Annotated in this window: 18 protein-coding genes; 12 read left to right on the top strand and 6 right to left on the bottom strand. The window is 73.0% G+C overall.

Going from position 1 to position 18179, the window contains the following annotated elements; all coding sequences use genetic code 11:
* Nucleotides 1–70: 70 nt before the first annotated feature.
* Genes IE124_RS12830 through IE124_RS12850 form a run of 5 tightly spaced genes read left to right on the top strand, consistent with a single transcriptional unit; the run spans nt 71 to nt 5811 of the window.
* Nucleotides 71–994, top strand: a complete 924-nt coding sequence (locus IE124_RS12830) for a glycosyltransferase family 2 protein (protein WP_229832413.1) — start codon at nt 71–73, stop codon at nt 992–994.
* Nucleotides 991–2406, top strand: a complete 1416-nt coding sequence (locus tag IE124_RS35360) for a glycosyltransferase family 2 protein (protein WP_268246721.1) — start codon at nt 991–993, stop codon at nt 2404–2406. The genes IE124_RS12830 and IE124_RS35360 overlap by 4 nt, the downstream gene beginning before the upstream one ends.
* Entirely contained in the window at nt 2403–3794 is a 1392-nt protein-coding gene (locus IE124_RS12840) for a lipopolysaccharide biosynthesis protein (RefSeq protein WP_189507857.1), read from the top strand. Before IE124_RS35360 ends, IE124_RS12840 begins: the two co-directional genes overlap by 4 nt.
* Nucleotides 3791–4978: a glycosyltransferase family 2 protein gene (locus IE124_RS12845; protein ID WP_229832414.1), complete on the top strand. Its 1188-nt coding sequence runs from the start codon at nt 3791–3793 to the stop codon at nt 4976–4978. The genes IE124_RS12840 and IE124_RS12845 overlap by 4 nt, the downstream gene beginning before the upstream one ends.
* Entirely contained in the window at nt 4975–5811 is an 837-nt protein-coding gene (locus IE124_RS12850) for a polysaccharide deacetylase family protein (protein ID WP_189507858.1), read from the top strand. Before IE124_RS12845 ends, IE124_RS12850 begins: the two co-directional genes overlap by 4 nt.
* Nucleotides 5812–5912: 101 nt before the next feature.
* Here IE124_RS12850 and IE124_RS12855 read toward each other — a convergent pair whose 3' ends face one another.
* Entirely contained in the window at nt 5913–6491 is a 579-nt protein-coding gene (locus IE124_RS12855) for a TetR/AcrR family transcriptional regulator (protein WP_189507859.1), read from the bottom strand.
* 90 nt (nt 6492–6581) lie between these two features.
* Between IE124_RS12855 and IE124_RS12860 the strand changes: the two genes are divergently transcribed.
* On the top strand, nt 6582–7028 hold the full coding sequence (locus IE124_RS12860; RefSeq protein WP_189507860.1) for an anthrone oxygenase family protein: 447 nt from the start codon (nt 6582–6584) through the stop codon (nt 7026–7028).
* A 35-nt stretch (nt 7029–7063) separates the two neighbouring features.
* On the opposite strand, the gene IE124_RS12865 is transcribed toward IE124_RS12860, so the two are convergent.
* From IE124_RS12865 to IE124_RS12880, 4 genes are all read right to left on the bottom strand, one after another.
* On the bottom strand, nt 7064–7933 hold the full coding sequence (locus IE124_RS12865; RefSeq protein WP_189507861.1) for a glycoside hydrolase family 16 protein: 870 nt from the start codon (nt 7931–7933) through the stop codon (nt 7064–7066).
* A complete protein-coding gene (locus IE124_RS12870; RefSeq protein WP_189507862.1) occupies nt 7930–9234 on the bottom strand; it encodes an NAD(P)-binding domain-containing protein in 1305 nt (434 codons plus the stop codon). The genes IE124_RS12865 and IE124_RS12870 overlap by 4 nt, the downstream gene beginning before the upstream one ends.
* 64 nt (nt 9235–9298) lie before the next feature.
* Entirely contained in the window at nt 9299–9682 is a 384-nt protein-coding gene (locus tag IE124_RS12875; RefSeq protein WP_189507863.1) for a hypothetical protein, read from the bottom strand.
* 9 nt (nt 9683–9691) lie between these two features.
* Nucleotides 9692–11626 (bottom strand): glycosyltransferase, encoded by a 1935-nt coding sequence (locus IE124_RS12880; RefSeq protein WP_189507864.1) that lies wholly within the window; start codon nt 11624–11626, stop codon nt 9692–9694.
* A 141-nt stretch (nt 11627–11767) separates the two neighbouring features.
* On the opposite strand from IE124_RS12880, the gene IE124_RS12885 reads away from it, so the two are divergent.
* The 4 genes from IE124_RS12885 (at nt 11768) to IE124_RS12900 (ending at nt 16160) form a co-directional block, all read left to right on the top strand.
* A complete protein-coding gene (locus tag IE124_RS12885; RefSeq protein WP_189507865.1) occupies nt 11768–13027 on the top strand; it encodes a carboxylate--amine ligase in 1260 nt (419 codons plus the stop codon).
* Between the two features lie 167 nt (nt 13028–13194).
* A complete protein-coding gene (locus tag IE124_RS12890; RefSeq protein WP_189507866.1) occupies nt 13195–14283 on the top strand; it encodes a phosphotransferase family protein in 1089 nt (362 codons plus the stop codon).
* Nucleotides 14280–15383 (top strand): GNAT family N-acetyltransferase, encoded by a 1104-nt coding sequence (locus IE124_RS12895; protein WP_189507867.1) that lies wholly within the window; start codon nt 14280–14282, stop codon nt 15381–15383. The genes IE124_RS12890 and IE124_RS12895 overlap by 4 nt, the downstream gene beginning before the upstream one ends.
* A 105-nt stretch (nt 15384–15488) precedes the next feature.
* Entirely contained in the window at nt 15489–16160 is a 672-nt protein-coding gene (locus IE124_RS12900; protein WP_189508129.1) for a UbiX family flavin prenyltransferase, read from the top strand.
* On the opposite strand, the gene IE124_RS35365 is transcribed toward IE124_RS12900, so the two are convergent.
* Entirely contained in the window at nt 16157–16282 is a 126-nt protein-coding gene (locus tag IE124_RS35365; RefSeq protein ID WP_268246724.1) for a hypothetical protein, read from the bottom strand. The genes IE124_RS12900 and IE124_RS35365 overlap by 4 nt on opposite strands.
* A gap of 125 nt (nt 16283–16407) precedes the next feature.
* Between IE124_RS35365 and IE124_RS12905 the strand changes: the two genes are divergently transcribed.
* Together IE124_RS12905 and mqnE are read left to right on the top strand one after the other, a co-directional pair.
* Nucleotides 16408–16863 carry an Lrp/AsnC family transcriptional regulator gene (locus IE124_RS12905; RefSeq protein WP_055642891.1) on the top strand — a complete coding sequence of 152 codons (456 nt, stop codon included), beginning with the start codon at nt 16408–16410 and terminating at the stop codon, nt 16861–16863.
* A 50-nt stretch (nt 16864–16913) separates the two neighbouring features.
* Nucleotides 16914–18092: an aminofutalosine synthase MqnE gene (gene mqnE, locus IE124_RS12910; protein WP_189507868.1), complete on the top strand. Its 1179-nt coding sequence runs from the start codon at nt 16914–16916 to the stop codon at nt 18090–18092.
* Nucleotides 18093–18179: the final 87 nt, after the last annotated feature.

An 18179-nucleotide genomic window follows, 5' to 3' on the forward strand; every position in this document is an offset into this window, starting at 1 on the left:
CGGACGGCCTCCGCAGCACGCCAGCACGACAGCACCACGCGACCGTGCACCGATTCGATCCGGAGCCATCATGACCACTTACCCGACCCTGCCGCGGAGCACAGACTCCCGGCCCGTCGACCACCCGCTCCGCCGCTCCACCGACCCGCCCCCGCACCCGATGCGGCGCGCCGAGGACAAGGAGCCGACCCGCCCCGCCGTGAGCCTGGTGATCCCGGCCCTCAACGAGGCACGCAACATCCCCTGGGTCTTCGAACAGATCCCGGACTGCGTCGGCGAGGTCCTGCTCGTCGACGGCGACTCCCACGACGCCACGGTCCGCGTGGCGACCCGCATCCTGCCCACCGTCCGCAGCATCCCGCAGAGCGGCAAGGGCAAGGGCAACGCCCTGCGCACCGGCTTCCTCGCGGCGCGCGGCGACTACGTGGTGATGATGGACGCGGACGGCAGCATGTCCCCCGCCGAGATCCCGCACTTCGTGCACTTCCTGGAGAACGGCTACGACTTCGTCAAAGGCTCGCGCTTCGTCGAGGGCGGCGGCTCGCTCGACATCACCCGCTTCCGCAGCCTCGGCAACCACGCCCTGCTCGCCCTCGTGAACCGGCTCTACGACGCCACGCTGACCGACCTCTGCTACGGCTTCTGCGCGTTCCGGCGCAGCTTCCTCGACCAACTCGACCTGCACGCCACCGGTTTCGAGATCGAGGCCGAGATGATCGTGCACGCGCTGCGCTCCGGACTCCGGATCGCCGAGGTCCCGAGCCTCGAACTGCCCCGCCGCAACGGCCAGTCCAACCTGCACGCGATCTCCGACGGTCGCCGCGTGCTGCGCACGCTCCTGTCCGAGCGTCCGGGCGCCCAGGCCCAGAAGGCGAACGGGCGGCCCGTGAACGGGCAGCAGGCGAACGGGCAACCTGTGAACGGTCAGCCGGCAAGCGGTCAGCCGGCGAACGGACGGCCCGCGTCCGCACCTCGGGAGCGGAGCACGCCGTGACCGGCGTGGCCGTCCGTCCGCTCGCGCTGTCGGGGCCGCTGCCGGTCGTGGACATCGACCTCGCCGAGCCCGGGGCGTTCCGGCGCCCGGGCGGGGGGGCCTGGACCAGGCCGACGGGCCGCGCGCTCGGTCTCGTACGGCTCCACGGGCGGCCGGTGGCGATGGCAGAGGCGTCCTGCGACGGTCCCGAGGAGCTGTGGGAGGCCCTCGCGGCCTCGGCGCGGCGGGACTTCCCGATCGACGAGGGGACACCGGCGCGCGCGCCGCAGCTCGCCGGGGCGCCCGCGATCAGCGTCATCGTGGCCACGCGGAACCGCGCCCGGATGCTCCGCGACTGCCTGGACTCGCTGCTGGCGGTGGAGTACCCGCGCTTCGAGGTGATCGTCGTGGACAACGCCCCGTCGGACACCTCCACGGAGGAGCTCGTCCGGAGGGAGTACGACGGGTCCCCGCGGGGGCGCGGCCCCGCCGTCCGCTATCTGCGCGAGCCCGTTCCCGGTCTCGCCCGGGCCCACAACCGGGGGCTCACCGCCGCCCGTGGCGCGATCAGCGCCTTCACGGACGACGACACCCTCGTCGACCCGCTGTGGCTGACCGCGCTCGCCGCGCCCTTCCTGGCGGACCCCGGCACCGGCTGCGTCACCGGCCTCATCGTCCCCGCCGAGCTGGACACCGAGGCACAGGTCGCGCTGGAGCGCCACGGCGCCTTCGGGAAGGGGTACGCCCCCCGGACCTGGTCGCTGCGCGCCCCGCCCGACGACCCGCTGTTCCCGTTCACCGCCGGCCGCTTCGGCTCCGGCGCGAACATGGCGTTCCGTACGGAACTGCTGCACGAGCTCGGTGGCTTCGACCCCGCCACCGGTGTCGGCACCCCCGCGCACGGCGGCGACGACCTGCTCTCCTTCTTCCGGGTGCTGGCCCACGGCCGCGCCCTCGCCTACGAGCCCGCCGCGATCGTCTGGCACCGGCACCGGCGCACCCCCGAAGCCCTCGACGCCCAGGCCTTCGGCTACGGCGCGGGCTTCGGCGCCTACCTCGCCGGGGCGCTCGCCCACGAACCCCGCATGCTGCCCGCGTTGCTGCGCCGGCTGCCGGGCGGAGTCCGGTACGTGATCGCCAGGAACCGCGAGCGGGCGGGACAGGGCCCGGGACAGGGCCCGGGGCCGCAGCCAGGGCCGATGTCCGGGCCGCAGCCAGGCCCCATGTCGGGCCCCTTGTCGGGGCCGAAGTCCGGGCCGAAGTCCGGGCCCTCCCGGCTCGCCCGGCTGGAGCTGCGCGGCCTGCTCTACGGCCCGTACGGCTACCTGCGCAGCCGTCTGATCGAGCGACGGCTGCGCCGGCGGACCGGGACCGCACACCGGCACGGTGATCTCGCGGCCCCCGGCCCCCGGAGGCGGGGCGCATCACGATGACCGAGCCGCGCACCGCACGCCCCACCCCCACCCCCACCCCCACGGCCCTCGTCGCCGATCCCGCGGCCGCGGGCGCACAGGGCCCCATCGACACGCGGCGCTCCCTCGGTGCGGTCGTCCGGTCCGGCGTCGCCGCCGTGTTCCCCCGCGACCCGCTCCTGCGCAACGGGCATCTCCTCGCGATCAGCTCCCTCGTCAGCTCCGCGCTGGGCTCGATCTTCTGGGTCCTGGCCACGCACTGGTACGACGACGAGGTCGTGGGCCTCAGCTACTCCGCCCTCTCCATGACCCTGCTGCTGGCGAGCATCGGACAGCTCAACCTCTCCGACTTCCTCGTCCGGTTCGTGCCCTCCGCCGGCCACCACACCCGCCGGCTGATCCTCCTCTGCTACGCGGTGAGTGCCGTCGTCAGCTCCCTGGTGGCCATCGGCTTCCTGCTGCTCGTCCCCAGGGTCGCCCCCGGCCTCGACTTCCTCCTCACCCCCGTGACCGCCGCCTGCTTCGTCGCCGCCACCGCCGGATACGCCGTCTTCGTCATGCAGGACGGAGCCCTGACCGCCGTGCGGCGGCCCGGCTGGGTGGTCGCCGAGAACGTCGTCTTCGCCTGCGTGAAGATGGGGCTGCTCGGTGTGGGCGCGGCCCTCGCGCTGTTCTCCGGCATCCTGCTCTCCTGGGTCGGGGCGCTCGCGGTCTCCCTCCTCGTCGCCAACTACGTCCTGCTGCGGCGTGCCGTGCCCGACCACGTACGGGTGTCGACGGAGGCACAGCGGCCGTCCAGGGCGCTGCGGTACGCGGCCGCCGACTACGCCGGCTCGCTCTTCCGCATGGCGGCGTACACCGTCGTCCCGCTGCTCGTCCTGAACAACCTCGGCGCCGAGCAGAGCGCCTACTTCTCGCTCGCCTGGATCGTCGGCTACGTGCTCTACCTGATCGCCCGCAACCTGGGCAGCTCCCTCGTCGTGGAGGCGGTGAGCAGCCCGGAGCGGCTGGTCGAGCACACGATGCGGATGCTGCGCCACACGGGACTGCTCCTCGGCGCGGCCATCGTCCTCGTCGCCGCGCTCGCGCCGCAGATCCTCTCCCTCTTCGGCCCCGAGTACGCCGAGCACGGCACCACCCTGCTGCGGCTCCTCGCCCTCTCCGCCCTGCCGAACATCCTGGTCAGCCTCGCCATCGACGTGTGGCGGGCGCGCCGGCGGCTGCGGTGGGCGGTCGGCGTGCAGTTCGCGATGTGCGTGCTGGTCCTGGGGCTCACCAAGCTGCTGCTGCCGACGCTGGGGATCACCGGGGCGGGCGTCGCCTGGCTGGTGACCATGTGCCTGCTCGCCGCGCCGCTCGTGATCTGGCGGGCGCGCTGGCTCACGACCGGATCACGGAGGTCCTCGTGAACACCGAGACCGACACCGAGACCGACACAGGCACCGACATCGACACCGAGACCGACACAGGCACCGACATCGACACCGAGACCGACACAGGCACCGACATCGACACCGAGACCGACACAGGCACCGACATCGACACCGAGACCGACACAGGCATCGACATCGACACCGAGACCGACACAGGCACCGACATCGACACCGAGACCCCGACCGACGCGCCGAGCCTGACCGTCGTCGTCTGCGCCTACACCCTCGACCGCTGGGACGACCTGCGGACGGCGATCGGGTCGCTGCGGGACCAGCGGCGCCCCGTGGAGGAGACCGTGCTGGTCGTGGACCACTGCCCTGAGCTGTACGCGCGGGCGTCCGCCGCCTTCCCCGGGGTGCGCGTGCTTGAGAACCGCGAGCGCCAGGGGCTGTCCGGCGCGCGCAACACCGGGGTGGCGACCGCCCGTTGCGACATCGTCGCCTTCCTCGACGACGACGCGGCAGCCGACCCGGACTGGTCCACGCGGCTCCTCGACCGCTATGCCGACCGGGCCGTCGTGGGCGTCGGCGGTCTGGTCCGGCCCTGGTGGGTCACCCGTCGGCCGGTGTGGTTCCCGCGCGAGTTCGACTGGGTCGTCGGCTGCTCCTACCGGGGCCTGCCCGAACGGACTTCCCCCGTACGGAACTTCATCGGCGCCAACATGTCCTTCCGGCGCGCCGAGGTGATCGCCGCCGGCGGCTTCCGCACCGACCTGGGGCGGGTGGGCAAGCGACCCCTCGGCTGCGAGGAGACCGAGCTGTGTCTGCGCGTCGCCGCCCGCCGCCCGTCCGCCGTCCTGCTCCACGAACCCGCCGCCGCGGTCCGCCACCGGGTGCCCGCGGCCCGCGCCACCTGGGCGTACTTCCTCGCGCGGTGCTACGCCGAGGGACTGTCGAAGGCGCGCGTCGCCCAGCTCGGCAGCACCCGTGCGGCGCTGTCCAGCGAGCGCGCCTATCTGCGGTCGACGGTCCCGCGCGCCTTCGTACGGGCGCTGTGGCCCGGCCGCCCCGGCGGGCTGCGCACGGCCTCGGCGCTCGTCGGCGGGGTCGGGGTGACCGTGGCGGGGTACGCCGTGGGCCGGGCCCGGCGCCCGGCGGGTGCGGACGCGGGAGCGCGTGCGGACATGGGAGCGGGAGGGGCGGACGGAGGGCTGCCATGACCGCCGCGCCCGCCGTACCCGCCGTACCCGCGGTACCCGTCTTCCTGTACCACTCGGTGTCGACCGACCCGCCGTCCTGGATCGCGCCGTTCACGGTCGCCCCGCGCGAATTCGTCGAGCAACTGGAGGCGATCGCGGACAGCGGACTGCGGCTCGTGCCACTGCGCCTGCTGGTGGAAGCGCTGCGCGGTGGCCCGCCGCTCCCCGCCCGCTCCGCGGTCCTCACCTTCGACGACGGCTTCGCCGACTTCCACTCGACCGTGCTTCCCCTGCTCGTCCGCTTCGGCTTCCCCGCCACCCTGTACGTCACCACCGGCGCTCTGCGCGGCCGGGGCGGCGGGCTGCCGGACGAGGTCTTCCCGCCCGAGTCGCGGATGCTGGGCTGGCGCCAGCTCGTCGGACTGGACGAGTACGGCGTGGAGGTCGGCGGCCACACGCGGACCCACCCCCAGCTCGACACCCTGCCCGCCCGGCGCGTGTGGGACGAAGTGGCGGGCTGCGGGCGCGAGTTGGAGGACTTCCTCGGGCGTCGGGTCACCTCGTTCGCCTATCCACACGGCTATTCCAGCCCGGCGGTGCGCGAGCAGGTGCGGGCGGCCGGGTGGACCTCGGCGACGGCGGTGCGCGACGCGTTCAGCTCGACGGGTGACGATCCGCTCCGCATCGCCCGGCTGATGGTCCGCGCCGACACGGACCGCGACCGGTTCCGGCAGTGGACCCGGGGCGCCGGGGCGCCGGTCGCGCCCTTCCCCGAAGGGCCCCGGACCAAGGGCTGGCGCGCCTACCGGCGGATGAGGGCCCGGCTGAGCATGCCGTACAAGGCGGTGTCCTAGGGGGTGTCTTGCCGATCAGGCCAGACCCCGCGAGCCCGGCCTGATCGGCAAGACACCCCCTAGGGCCGGTCTGCCCATTCCCTGGGGCCCGGGGCGGTGTGTCAGACCACGGCGAGCCGGGCCACCAGCAGCTCCACCCTCGGTGCGGCGTCCTCGGGCAGCAGGCGGCCCGTTCGGGTCAGGGTCGCCAGGCCGTGCAGAGCCGCCCAGAACACCTCGGTGAACATCCCCGGGTGGACGCCGTCGCCGGCGACCTCGGCGAGGCATTCGAGCAGGGCGGCGAAGGCGTCCTTCAGCGGCTCGGGGGTGTCCTCCTGCGCGTACGCCAGACCGCCGTCGAGCTGGAACAGGGCGTCGTAGACCGCGGGGTTGTGCTCGGCGAAGTCGAGGTAGGCGCGGGCGAGTGCGGCGACCCGCTCGCGTGGGCCGTCCGCCCCGGCGGTCGCGGCGCGTACCGCCGCGGCCAGCTCGACGGCGCCTTCCAGGGCGACGGCGCCGATGATCTCGCGCTTGCCGCGGAAGTGGCTGTAGAGGACGGGCTGGCTGTATTCGATGCGCTCGGCGAGCCGGCGGGTGGTGACGGCGTCCCACCCCTGCTGCTCGGCGAGTTCGCGGGCCGTCGCCACGATGAGGCGCTCGCGCTCCGCCCGTTCGCGCTCCTTGCGTTCCTTTACCGACATGCCATGACCCTAGCACCGCTAGACAATCGAGCGTTAGCAGTACTAGCGTTGCCTCATCATCTAGCAGCGCTAGTTCGTGGAGGGGTCGTCATGCTCAACGCACTCGAGGTCGTCACCACCGTCGTCGTCGGCCTGATGGTGGGGGTGGAGTTCTCCGTCGCCTTCGTCATGAACCGGATCCTGAACGCGCTCCCCGAGGACAGCAGGCAGCTCGGCCACGCCCACGGCGGCCGGATGCTCGGAACCCTGATGCCCTTCTGGTACATAGGCTCGCTCGTCCTCAGCGCGGTCTGGGCCGTCGCCGGACGGCACCAGGACGGCGCCGGACTCGTCGTCGTCGCCGCCGGACTGCTGATCCTCAGCGTGGCCATGTCGGTCCTGCTGCTCGTCCCGATCAACAACCGGAACAGGACGTGGACCCCCGAGAACCGGCCCGCCGACTGGAAGCAGCAGCTGCACCGCTGGGAACGCCTCCACTACGTCCGCGTCGCCGTCATCGTCGCCGCCTTCACCCTGCTCGTCACCGCCCTCGCCTGAGGCCACCGCCGCGCCGGGGGCACGGGACCGCCCCCTCAGCGCTCCTCCCACACCCGCACCCAGTCCACGTCCATCCGGGCCGAGTCGACCGAGGCCGGAGGCGCCTTCGGCACCCCGACCGCCAGGTTGATCAGGATCTCCATGGGCACGTCCGGGATCCGGTGGGTGTCCGTCACGCGGAGGCGCTCGACGCCGTCCACGTACCAGACCAGCTTGTGGGGCTCCCACAGCAGACCGAACACATGGAACTCCGCCGGGAAGTCGACCGGTCCGTACGTGCCGCGCTGCCGGTCCTCGTCGCCGTCCTCGTCGCGCCAGTGCACGTACATGCTGACTTCCCGGGTGGTGTCCAGGAACTCCATGATGTCGATCTCCGGCGGGGTGAAGCGGGAGTCGGGCATCAACCAGAACGCGGGGAACATGCCGGCCTCGGCCGGGATCCTGATCGACGCCTCGAAGTAGCCGTAGGTGAACGTCCGCCGGGGCTCTCCGTACCAGTCGTCCCGGCCGGTGGAGATCATTCCGGAGGTCCACGGGTAGGTCCGGCCGTCGCTGCCGCGCGTCTCGCGCCGCTCGGCGGTGAGGGTCAGTTCGCCGTCCCGCACGGAGACCTGCTCCGGCAGGTACCACTGCAGTTCGTCGTTGCCGCTGTTGGTGCAGCCGTCCTTGTTCCAGTCGTAACAGGTCGTCCACATCCGGTCGTCGAGCTCCGTACCGTCGAAGTCCTCGTCCAGGACCAGCCGCCAGTCGTCGGGCGGTGTCGGCCCGGCGGTGGCCGCGCCCGTGGGTCCGGCCCCGCTGCCCTCGGCGGTGCCGCCGCAGGCGGCGGCCGTCAGCAGCAGGACGGACGACAGCGCCAGTGCCGCGGCCCGGCGGAGGGACCGGCGGGCGCCCTTCCCGTTCACCGCTCCCCGCCCCCGTCCGCAGCCGAAGCGGAAGCGGAAGCCGAGGCCGAGGTCGAGGCCGCGACCGAGGCCGCGACGCGGGGCGCGGCGAAGGTCGTGCCGTGGACGAAGCGCAGGAGCGGGCCGAACGTGGGGGCCGCGGCCAGGCCGGTGAAGTACAGGCCGGGCACCGAGGACTCGAAGCCCGCCGTGAGCACCGGAGCGCCGCCGGGCCAGGTCCGCACCGACGTCCGCAGCGCCGGCTCCAGGACGGGGATCCGCTCCACGTCCACCTGGTAGCCGGTGGCCGCCAGGACGTGGTCGGTGTGCAGGACGTCCCGCCGCCCCGCCGGGCCCGCGAGCGCCAGGCGTACGGCGCCGTCCTCGTGCCGGGCAGCCACCAGCCGGCGCGGACACAGCACCGGGAAGCGCCCGTCGACCCGGTCCCTCAGCCACCACGCGCCCGACGGTCCGAGCACGGTGCGCAGGAAGTACGCCCGCGCCGGGTGCGGCAGCCGGCGGTAGGCGGCGGGGCCGCGGCTGACCGCGAAGAGCGACCAGCCGGGGCCTAGCGCGGAGCCGGGCTTGAGCAGCCGGTCGGTCCAGGAGCGGGCGGCCGGCCGGTCCGTCGACGGCGGGTCGCCGAAGCACAGCGCCCGGGTCCTGGCGATCACGACGGGCTGGGCGCCCGCCTCGTGCAGCAGGGCGGCGCTCTCCAGGGCCGACTGCCCGGCGCCGACCACGGCGACGCGCCGGCCGGCGAACACGGCCAGGTCCCGGTGGTCGCACGTGTGGGAGGCGAGGCCCGCCGCGGCGAGCGGCGCGAGTCCGGCCGGCCGGTTGGCGTACGCGACGAGCCCGGTGGCCACCACCACGGCCCGCGCGGCGACCTCCTCCCCGGAGGCCAGGGATACGGCGAAACCGCCGTCGGCGCGTCGCACCTCGCGTACCGCCGTACGCTCCACGTCCGGCACGAGCCGCTCCTGGAACCACCGGCCGTACGCGACGAACTCCTCCACCGGGACGGGGTAGGTGTCGCCCACGGGCGGCAGGCCCCGCTCGGCACGGAAGTCCGCGAACCGGTGCCCGTCCTCGGGGGCGGAGATCGAGGACGCCGCCGGGACGGACTTGAGGAACATGCCGTCGGGCATGTGGGCCCGCCAGGTCTCCATCGGCTCGCCGAAGACGCGCGTGGGGGCGTCGCCCGCACGCAGCCAGGCGGCGGTGGCGAGTCCGAACGGACCGGCACCGACGACCACGACGGGGAGCCGGCGGCGGCGGGAGCCGCGGGACTCCGGGGACTGCTGGGAGTCCTGGGCCATCGCGCGTCTCCTCTCCTGCGATCCGGCGATCCGGTGATCCGGCGATCCTGCGAGGAAGGACTCTTCAACCAGCGTGCACCTCCGTGTCGCGGTTCCGCGCGCCGGGACGGAGGGACGACAGCGCCAGGACGGAGGTCAGGACGGCGAGCGCGAGCAGGGACCGGGTGGCGGTGAAGGCACCGCCGAGGAAGAGCGCGACGGCCACGAGGGTCGTCAGGGCGAGGCCGAGCACGAGGGTGACGAGGGCGGTCTCCAGGATCGCCGCGGGGCGCCCGCCCGGCGGGCCGCCCGGCCGCAGCGTGAGCAGGGCCGCGAGACCCGGGCAGACGAGCAGGAACGCGGTGACGGCCGCCACCCGCAGCGGGGCGGCGTCGGGCAGCGACATGGCGAGGAGCGCGAGCCACCCGGAGGCGGCGAGTCCCAGGCGGGCGAGGATCGCGGGTGTCATGGGGCCTCCTCAGTCGGGCGGCGGAGTCACGTAGCGGTAGACGATCGCGTCACCGTTGTCGTAGACCTTCGTGAAGCCCGGCGCGCCCGACAACGCGGACTCCAGGCGCTCCGGGAGGTCGGCCGGCAGTGCTCCGGTGACGTAGAGGTTCATGTCCTGGGCGCGGGAGAGCACGATGTACGCGGGGCTCTCGTCGGTGGCGCCGTAGACGTAGCCCTCCACTCCCTCCAGCGGGTCGTGCACGAGCTGCTGCAACTCGTCCTTCTCCTGGTACGCCAGCTGGACCCGATGGTGTTTCTCGTAGTCCAGGTCGAGGTCGGGAACGTCCTCGGTGAGCGTGACGAACGTCGAGCCCGACGGGGCGTGCTCGATCACGTAGCGGGCGGCGGCGACCTCCTTGAGGGTGTACTGGTTCAGGGCCTCCTTGCCGTAGTAGCCGAACACCAGCGCGCCGATCATGGCGAGGAACAGGGGGTAGACGGCGAGCGTGCGCGGCACGTGCCGCCGGTCGCCCGGTGGCAGCAGGAGCGCGGCCACCAGGAACGCGGCGGCGGGCAGCGCGAAGAGGTAGGCCCGGAAGAGCATTTCGCCGCCGTAGGCGTTGACGGCGAGCAGCGGCAGCGGGGCCGCGGCCAGCAGGGGCAGGCCGGTGCGCCGGGTCCAGCGGCGGACCAGGAGACCGGCCAGGGCCAGGACGGCGACGGCCGCCGACAGTCCGCGGTCGACCCAGGACAGCAGGATCTGCCCCGGAGCGGCGTTGCCCAGGGCCGCCAGTCCGGAGGAGACGTTCTTGTCGGGCTCGGTGAGCGAATCGATGAGGTTGCTGATGTTGACGGAGATGTACGAGCGCGCCACGGTCATGTCCCAGGCGGCGGTGAGGACGACCGCGGCGATCAGCACCGGCACCGCGAGGCGCCGGGTGCGGCGGGGCAGGGACAGCATCGCCAGGGCGCTGATCAGCATCAGGGGTGTGAGGGGGTGGGAGACCACGATCGCGCCCACGATCACCACGACCGCCGCGAGCAGCCCGGGTGGCCAGCCGGTCCGCCGCCGTGGGTCGGGGCCCGGGAGGAGGGCGTCCGCCACCGCCTCCGACGCGGCCGACGACTTCGCGGCGGCCGGCGACTTCGAGTCGGCGGACGGTTTGGCCGCGGCGGACGGTTTCGAGTCGGCGGGCGGTTTCGAGTCGGCGGACGGTTTCGCCGCCGCCGTGGACGCCGCCGTTGCCGCCGGTGGCGGCAGCTGCCGGAAGAGGAGGGCGATGATGGTCAGGAAGAGCAGGAAGGCGAAGGACTGCGGCGCGAAGTAGTCCTGGCCCACCCAGGAGCAGCTGTAGAAGATCCAGACCGCGCCCCATACGAGCCGCCGGTCGCGGGTCACGGACCTGTACAGCAGGAGCAGCGGCGCGAGCAGCAGGGCGTTGGCGAAGGGGGGTGTCCAGGCGGCGTACCCGACGCTCGAATCGAGCCCGGTGGTTTGCAGGAACAGCGCGTGGAGCTGGAAGAAGCCCGGCCAGTCGTTGTACACGGAGAACTTGTCCGCGTAGGGCACCTCGCCGCCGTGGCGGATCATCGCGTCGATGACCGCCAGGTGTTTCCAGGCCCAGGAGTAGCGCAGGGTCGGGTAGAGGAGGGTGGGGGTCGCGTGGAGCAGGGCGATCAGCGTGAGTACGTAGCCGGTCAGCCAGGCGCTGTGGGTGCGACGGTCGGTCAGGGCCAGGCAGAAGCCCAGGGTGAGCAGGGCCGCCGCCACCCAGAAGAGCGGCGGCAGCACCTGGAGCAGTCCGAGGTCGCGCATCCGCTCGATCGGGACCGAGCGCAGCGACAGCAGCCAGAGGGCGAGGGACACGGGGAGGATCACCCGCGATGTCCAGACGCGGACGGCGGCGGGCCGGGTACGGGATCCGCTGCCGGAGACGGGGGCCCGGACGTGAGGCCCGCTCACCGGAACACGTCCATGACCTGTTCGGCGGGACCGCACCTTCCAGTGAGCCGCGAAAGGGACATTATGGTGTGATTCTAGAACGCCCCCTGCTGCGGGGCCTGATGAGATGTCGGGTCTCGGGGGGTCGTCGAAGGGAGTGCCGTGAGGCCGCGCGCGCCGGACGACCCGCTCCTCGATCCGGCGGTGCCCGCGCTCCTCGTCAAGATCGGCGGCTACCCCCAGCACCACGGTGGGCTCGGTGTCGTCCGCACCCTCGGCCGGGCCGGCGTCACCGTCCACGCCGTCGTCGAGGACCGGCTCACCCCGGTCGCGCTCTCCCGCCACCTGTCCCGCGCCTTCGTCCGGCCGACGACCGGACTGGAGCGGCAGGACGCGCTCGTCACGGCCCTCCTCGACGTCGGCCGGTCCGTCGGCACGCGCTGCGTCCCCGTGCCGACCGACGACGAGGCCGCGATCCTTCTCGCCGAGCACTTCGAGATCCTTTCGGAGTGCTTCCTGCTGCCCCGGGTGCCCCCGGCCCTCCCGCGGCTGCTGGCCGGGAAGGCGAGCCTGCACGTGCTCTGCGAGGAGCTGGGCGTCGCCTCGCCGCGCACCAGGGCGCCCGTCACCCGCGACGAACTCGTCGACGCGGTGCGTGAGCTGGGCCTCCCCGTCGTCCTGAAGAACCGCGACGCGTGGACGCGGCTGCGGAACCCGGCCGTGGGCGGCACCACCGCGGTCCGCGAGGAGCGCGAGCTCCTGCACCGGTTCGAGCCTGGCGTCCTGCCGCCGCTCCTGGTGCAGGAGTACATCCCCGGGGAGTGGGCGGAGGACTGGATCACCCACCTCTACTGCGGCACCGGGGGCGAGACCCGGGTCGCCTTCACCGGCCTGAAGCTGCGCTCCTGGCCGCCGCACGCGGGGGTGACGACCCGGGCCGTGGCGCTGAGCAACCCGACGCTCGTGAAGCTGGCCGCGGACCTGTGCCGCCGGATCGGCTACAGCGGTGCGGCGGACCTCGACTGGCGCTACGACCGCCGCGACGAGCGCTACAAGCTGGTCGACTTCAATCCGCGGACCGGCGCGCAGTTCCGGCTGTTCGAGAACGTCGCCGGCGTGGACGTCGTACGGGCCATGCACCTCGACCTGACAGGCCGTGAGGTGCCGCAGGGCCCGCAGGTCGACGGGCGGGTGTTCGTCGCGGGGCAGCTCGACGTGCCGTCGGTGCTGGCGTGGCTGCGCGAGGAGCACCGGCTCCCGCCCGCCCTGCTGCCGGGACCGGAGGCCGAGCGCGCCTGGCTCAGCCGTGAGGATCCGCTGCCGGCCGCGGCCGAGGCGGTCCGCTTCCTCGGCACCGTCGCCCGCCGGATCGGGCGGGACGTGAGGGCCAGGGCCGCGCGGGGGTCGCTATGGCCGCGTTAGAGTGAAATGTTCGCATTTTGTTCGATGAGTCGACTCGGCGAGTGCGACGACTCGGCGAGTGCGACGACTCGATGAGTGCGCCGATTCGACGAGCCTGACGACTCGACGAACGCGACGACTCGACGAACGCGACGACTCGACGGTTCGATGCGTGGCCGGGAGGATCCGTGGACACCGCTCTCCCCCGGACCGTGCCCGGGGAGCGGCCCGGCCCCGGACGTGCGGGATGGAACAGTCTCCTTCCGCTCGATCCGAACCCGCTCCTGACCCGCCCGTCCGACCTGGTGCGGGCCCACCGGCTCGCCGTACTCCTGCGCGGCGGGACCGTCCGCTTCCGCGATCTGCACCGGCTGGAGCGGACCGTCTCCGACCTGCTGGTCTTCCGGCTGGAGGACCGGGCCGCCGACCCCCTCGTGATCAAGCACCCGCGCAGCGCCCGCGCCGCCGGATCCCTCACCCACGGCTGCGCGGCCCTGCGGGAGCTGACCGGGGACGACCGGGTCGGGGAGTGGCGCCGGCTGCTGCCGCCGGCCGAGGAGCTGCGGTACGAGGGCCGGCTGCTCCTCGTGGCCGAGCGCTGCCTGCCGGGCGTCGAGGCGGACGTACTCCTCCGGCGCACACCCGGCAGGACCCTGCCCCTGGCCGTCGCGGCGCTCGACACCGTCGCGGCCCTCCACCGCGCGACCGGCCGCCCGGAGCGGGCCGATCGCAGGACCGCCGACTGGGTGGACGCCCGCCTCACGGTGCTGACCGAGGAGGTCCCCTGGTGCGCCGGGGCGCGCGGCGCGACCGCCGTGCGGGCCCTGCGGGACCGCCTCCTCGGCGGACTGGCCGGGCGCACCCTCACCACCGCCTGGACCCACGGCGACTACCACCCGGGGAACATCCTGGTGGACGAGGAGAGCGGAGCGCTGTCCGGCGTGATCGACTGGGCGGACGCGCGCCCCGACGGGCCGTGCGCCGTCGACTCCTATCTCTTCGTCCTCACCCTGCGGCAGCAGCGCGAGCGGCGGGAGCTGGGGCGGATCGTCGCCGACGCCGTGCGCCGCGGCGGCCTGCTGCCCGAGGACCGGGACCTGCTCGCCCGCTCCGACGTCCCGCCCCCGGGCCAGGAGCCCGACGAGGCCCTCCTGCCGCTGCTCACCTGGCTGTGGCACGTGGCGGGGAACGCGGCCAAGTCCGCGCGCTACGGCCGCAGCCGCCGCTGGGTGACGGGGAACGTGGTCCCGGTCCTCACCGAGGTGGCGCGGCGGTGACCCGGGAGGCGGCGGGCACGGTGGAGGTCCTCGACCGGACGACGGGGGCGGGCCCGGTGCGGGTGACGGCCCCGGCCCCGCGCGAGGAGTGGTGGCGGCTGGCCGAGGAGGACCCGGCCACGCTCGTCACCCAGACGCCGACCTGGCTCGAGTGCGTCTGCGCGACGGGACCCTACGAGGACGCCAGCCGGCTGTACGCCTTCGAGGGCGGCCGCCGGCTCGTCGTCCCCCTCGTCCGACGGCGCGGACTGCCCGGACGGCTGACCGCCGAGGAGTCCTGGCCGTCCGGCTGGGGTATCGGCGGACCGCTGGCGGCCCCGGGCACGCCCGACGAGGAGGAGGCCCTCGTCGTCCTGCGCGACCTCGCCCGGCGCCCGGCGCTGCGGGTCGGCGTGCGGTTCGGTCCGGGCGCCGGCCCGGTGTGGTCCTCCGCCGCCGCCCCGGGCTTCGCCACCGAGGCCCTGACGACGTACGTGCTGGACCTGGGCGGCGGCTTCGACGAGGTCTGGGGGCACCGCTTCCGCCAGCGGGTGCGGCGCGACGCACGCAAGGCAGAGCGCTCGCCCGTCGAGGTGGAGGTCGACCGCGGGGGCCGGCTGGTGGGGGAGTTCTACGGGCTGTACGAGACGTCGATGCTGCGCTGGGCCGGGCAGCAGCACGAGCCGAGGGCGCTGGCCCGGCTCCGCCGGTCCAGGGCGTTCCCCCGGCGGTATCTGGAGGAGGTCGCCGACCGGTTCGGCGACTCGTGCGCCGTCTATCTGGCCCGGGTCGGCGGGGAGCCGGCCGCCGGGGTGGTGGTGCTGTCGTACGGGGACAAGGCCAAGTACTGGCGCGGTGCGATGGACCGGGACCTGGCCCATCCGGTGCGGGCGAACTTCCTGCTGCAGCGGCGCGCGATCGAGGACGCGTGCGCCGAGGGCCGGCGGGCCTACGTCATGGGCGACTCCCGGCCGGGCTCCTCGCTCGCGCTCTTCAAGGAGGGCTTCGGGGCCGAGGGGCTCCCCTCCCTCCGCTTCCGCCGCGAACGCCTCCCCCTGACGGAGGCGGACCGGCTCGTGAAGAGCACGGCGAAGCGGCTGCTGCGCTTCCGGGACGCCTGACCTGGACGCCCGACCGGGACGGCCGGCCGGGGAGGTGGCGAGGGTGCCGTGCCCAGGCCCGCTTTTTCCTGGCCGGATAGGCTCTCTGTCGTGGAGTCGCAGGAATTGAAGAGTCGTCGGCCCTGGATCGTGGGGGTCTCCGGTGCGTCGGGCACCCCGTACGCCGCCGCCGTGCTGAGGGGGCTGCTCGCCGCCGGGGAGAGCGTCGACCTCGTCGTGTCGCGGGCCTCGCGGCTCACGCTCCTCGACGAGACGGGCATCTCCTTCCGGGACGCGCACTGGCGCGAGGACCTGGCGACCTGGCTGGCGCGGGGCGCCGACGGGAAGCCCGGCACGTTCGGCGTGACGGCCTCGGACCTGGCGGACGTGCGGTACTGGGCGGCCGGTGACCTGGCCGCGGGGCCGTCCTCGGGCTCGTACCCGGCGAAGGGGATGCTGGTGGTGCCCGCCTCGACCGCCGCGGTGGCGGGAGTGGCACTGGGGCTCTCGAAGGACCTGCTGCAACGGGTCGCGAGCGTCACGCTGAAGGAGCGGAGGCCGCTGGTGGTCGCCGTGCGGGAGACCCCGCTGACCGGTCAGACGCTCAAGCACATGGTGACGCTGGACGAGGCGGGCGCCGTGGTGCTGCCCGCCTCTCCGGCGTTCTACGCGGGGGCGACGCACATCCAGGACCTGGTGGACTTCGTCGCCGGGCGGGTGCTGGACGCGGCAAGGGTGCCGCACCGGCTGTACCGCCGCTGGGAGGGAGAGCTGGGTGCTGCTCTCCGGGCTGATTAGCGCTTCTTGGCGTGCTTCTTCGCGGCACGCTTCGAGGCGGAGACCGACTGGTGGGCACGCGAGCGGTTGGCCAGTTCCTGCAGCTCGCGCATACGGGCGTAGGCCATCTCGATCGTGTACACGGTGAACACCACTCCTGAAAGATCGTCTTTGATCTACTGAAAGATTCACAGGGCGTCTTCCCTGTGTACCTTAGATTCTATACCTAAACTCGCGGTATCGCTGGACAATGGAAGGCTTCATACCTATGGACGCCGTGGACAGGCAGCTCATCCAGGCTCTGCGCGAGAACGGTCGTGCCTCGTACGCCGAGCTCGGCCGGCTCGTCGGGCTCTCCGGCCCCTCCGTCACCGACCGCATCAACCGACTTGAGGCGGCCGGAGTCATCACGGGCTACCGCGCCACCGTCGACGCCGCCTCGCTCGGCCTCGGCGTCACCGCCCTCATCGGCATCTCCCTCTCCGACGCCGCCGACCACGAGGACGTGGCCCGCCGGCTCAAGGACCTCGCGGAGATCGAGGACTGCTGGTTCATCGCCGGCGACGACTCGTTCATGCTCAAGGTCCGCGTCAGCGACGTCGACGGCCTGGAGAAGACGATCCGCCGCCTCAGCGGCACGAAGGGCGTCTCCCGCACCCGTACGACGATCGTGCTCTCCACCAAGTGGGAGAACCGGGTCGGAGACCTGCCCGAAGAGGGCTGAGAGTACGGTGGGGGAGCTTTGAACTTGTCAGACCTGGGAGGCGGCCGTACATGACTGCATCTATCAAAGATGTGGGCCTCAAGCGCGAACTTGAGCAGAAGGTCCGGGACGGTGAGCGGCTGAGCCGCGAGGACGGCATCGCCCTGTACGAGTCCGACGACCTCGCCTGGCTCGGCGGGCTGGCCCACGAGGTCCGGACCCGCAAGAACGGCGACGTGGTGCACTTCAACGTCAACCGTCACCTCAACATGACGAACGTGTGCACCGCCTCCTGCGCCTACTGCTCCTTCCAGCGCAAGCCCGGCGAGAAGGACGCGTACACCATGCGCATCGAAGAGGCCGTGCGCCTCGCGAAGGCGATGGAGAACGAGAACCTCACCGAGCTGCACATCGTCAACGGGCTCCACCCCAACCTGCCCTGGCGGTACTACCCGCGCTCGCTCTCCGAGCTCAAGAAGGCCCTCCCGAACGTCTCCCTCAAGGCCTTCACCGCCACGGAGATCCACCACTTCGAGACGATCTCCGGGATGTCCGCCTCCGACATCCTCGACGAGCTGATCGAGGCCGGCCTGGAGTCGCTCACCGGCGGCGGCGCCGAGATCTTCGACTGGGAGGTCCGGCAGCACATCGTGGACCACCGCACCCACTGGGAGGACTGGTCCCGGATCCACCGCCTCGCGCACGAGAAGGGTCTCAAGACCCCGAGCACGATGCTGTACGGGCACATCGAGGAGCCCCGCCACCGCGTCGACCACGTGCTGCGGCTCCGCGAGCTCCAGGACGAGACCGGCGGCTTCCAGGTCTTCATCCCGCTGCGCTACCAGCACGACTTCGTCGACATGCAGGACGGCAAGGTCCGCAACAGGCTCCAGGCGCGCACGACCATGGCGACCGGCGCCGAGGCCCTGAAGACCTTCGCGGTCTCCCGGCTCCTCTTCGACAACGTGCCGCACGTCAAGGTCTTCTGGGTCATGCACGGCGTCCAGACCGCGCAGCTGGCGCTTCAGCACGGCGCGGACGACATGGACGGCTCGGTCGTCGAGTACAAGATCACGCACGACGCCGACAACTACGGCACGCCGAACAAGCTGGGCCGCGAGGACCTGCTGGAGCTCATCCGTGACGCCGGCTTCCGCCCGGTCGAGCGGAACACGCGGTACGAGATCATCCGCGAGTACCCGGGCCCGGACGCGGACCGGCGCGAGACGCCGCAGTCGATGCGGTTCTGACGCGGTTCCGAGGCGGTTCCGACCGCCTCGGGTGACGGACGGAGGAAGGGCCGGCGGGAAGTCCCGCCGGCCCTTCCTCCGTCCCCG

The organism is Streptomyces narbonensis, from assembly GCF_014649015.1.
Lineage (GTDB): Bacteria > Actinomycetota > Actinomycetes > Streptomycetales > Streptomycetaceae > Streptomyces > Streptomyces narbonensis.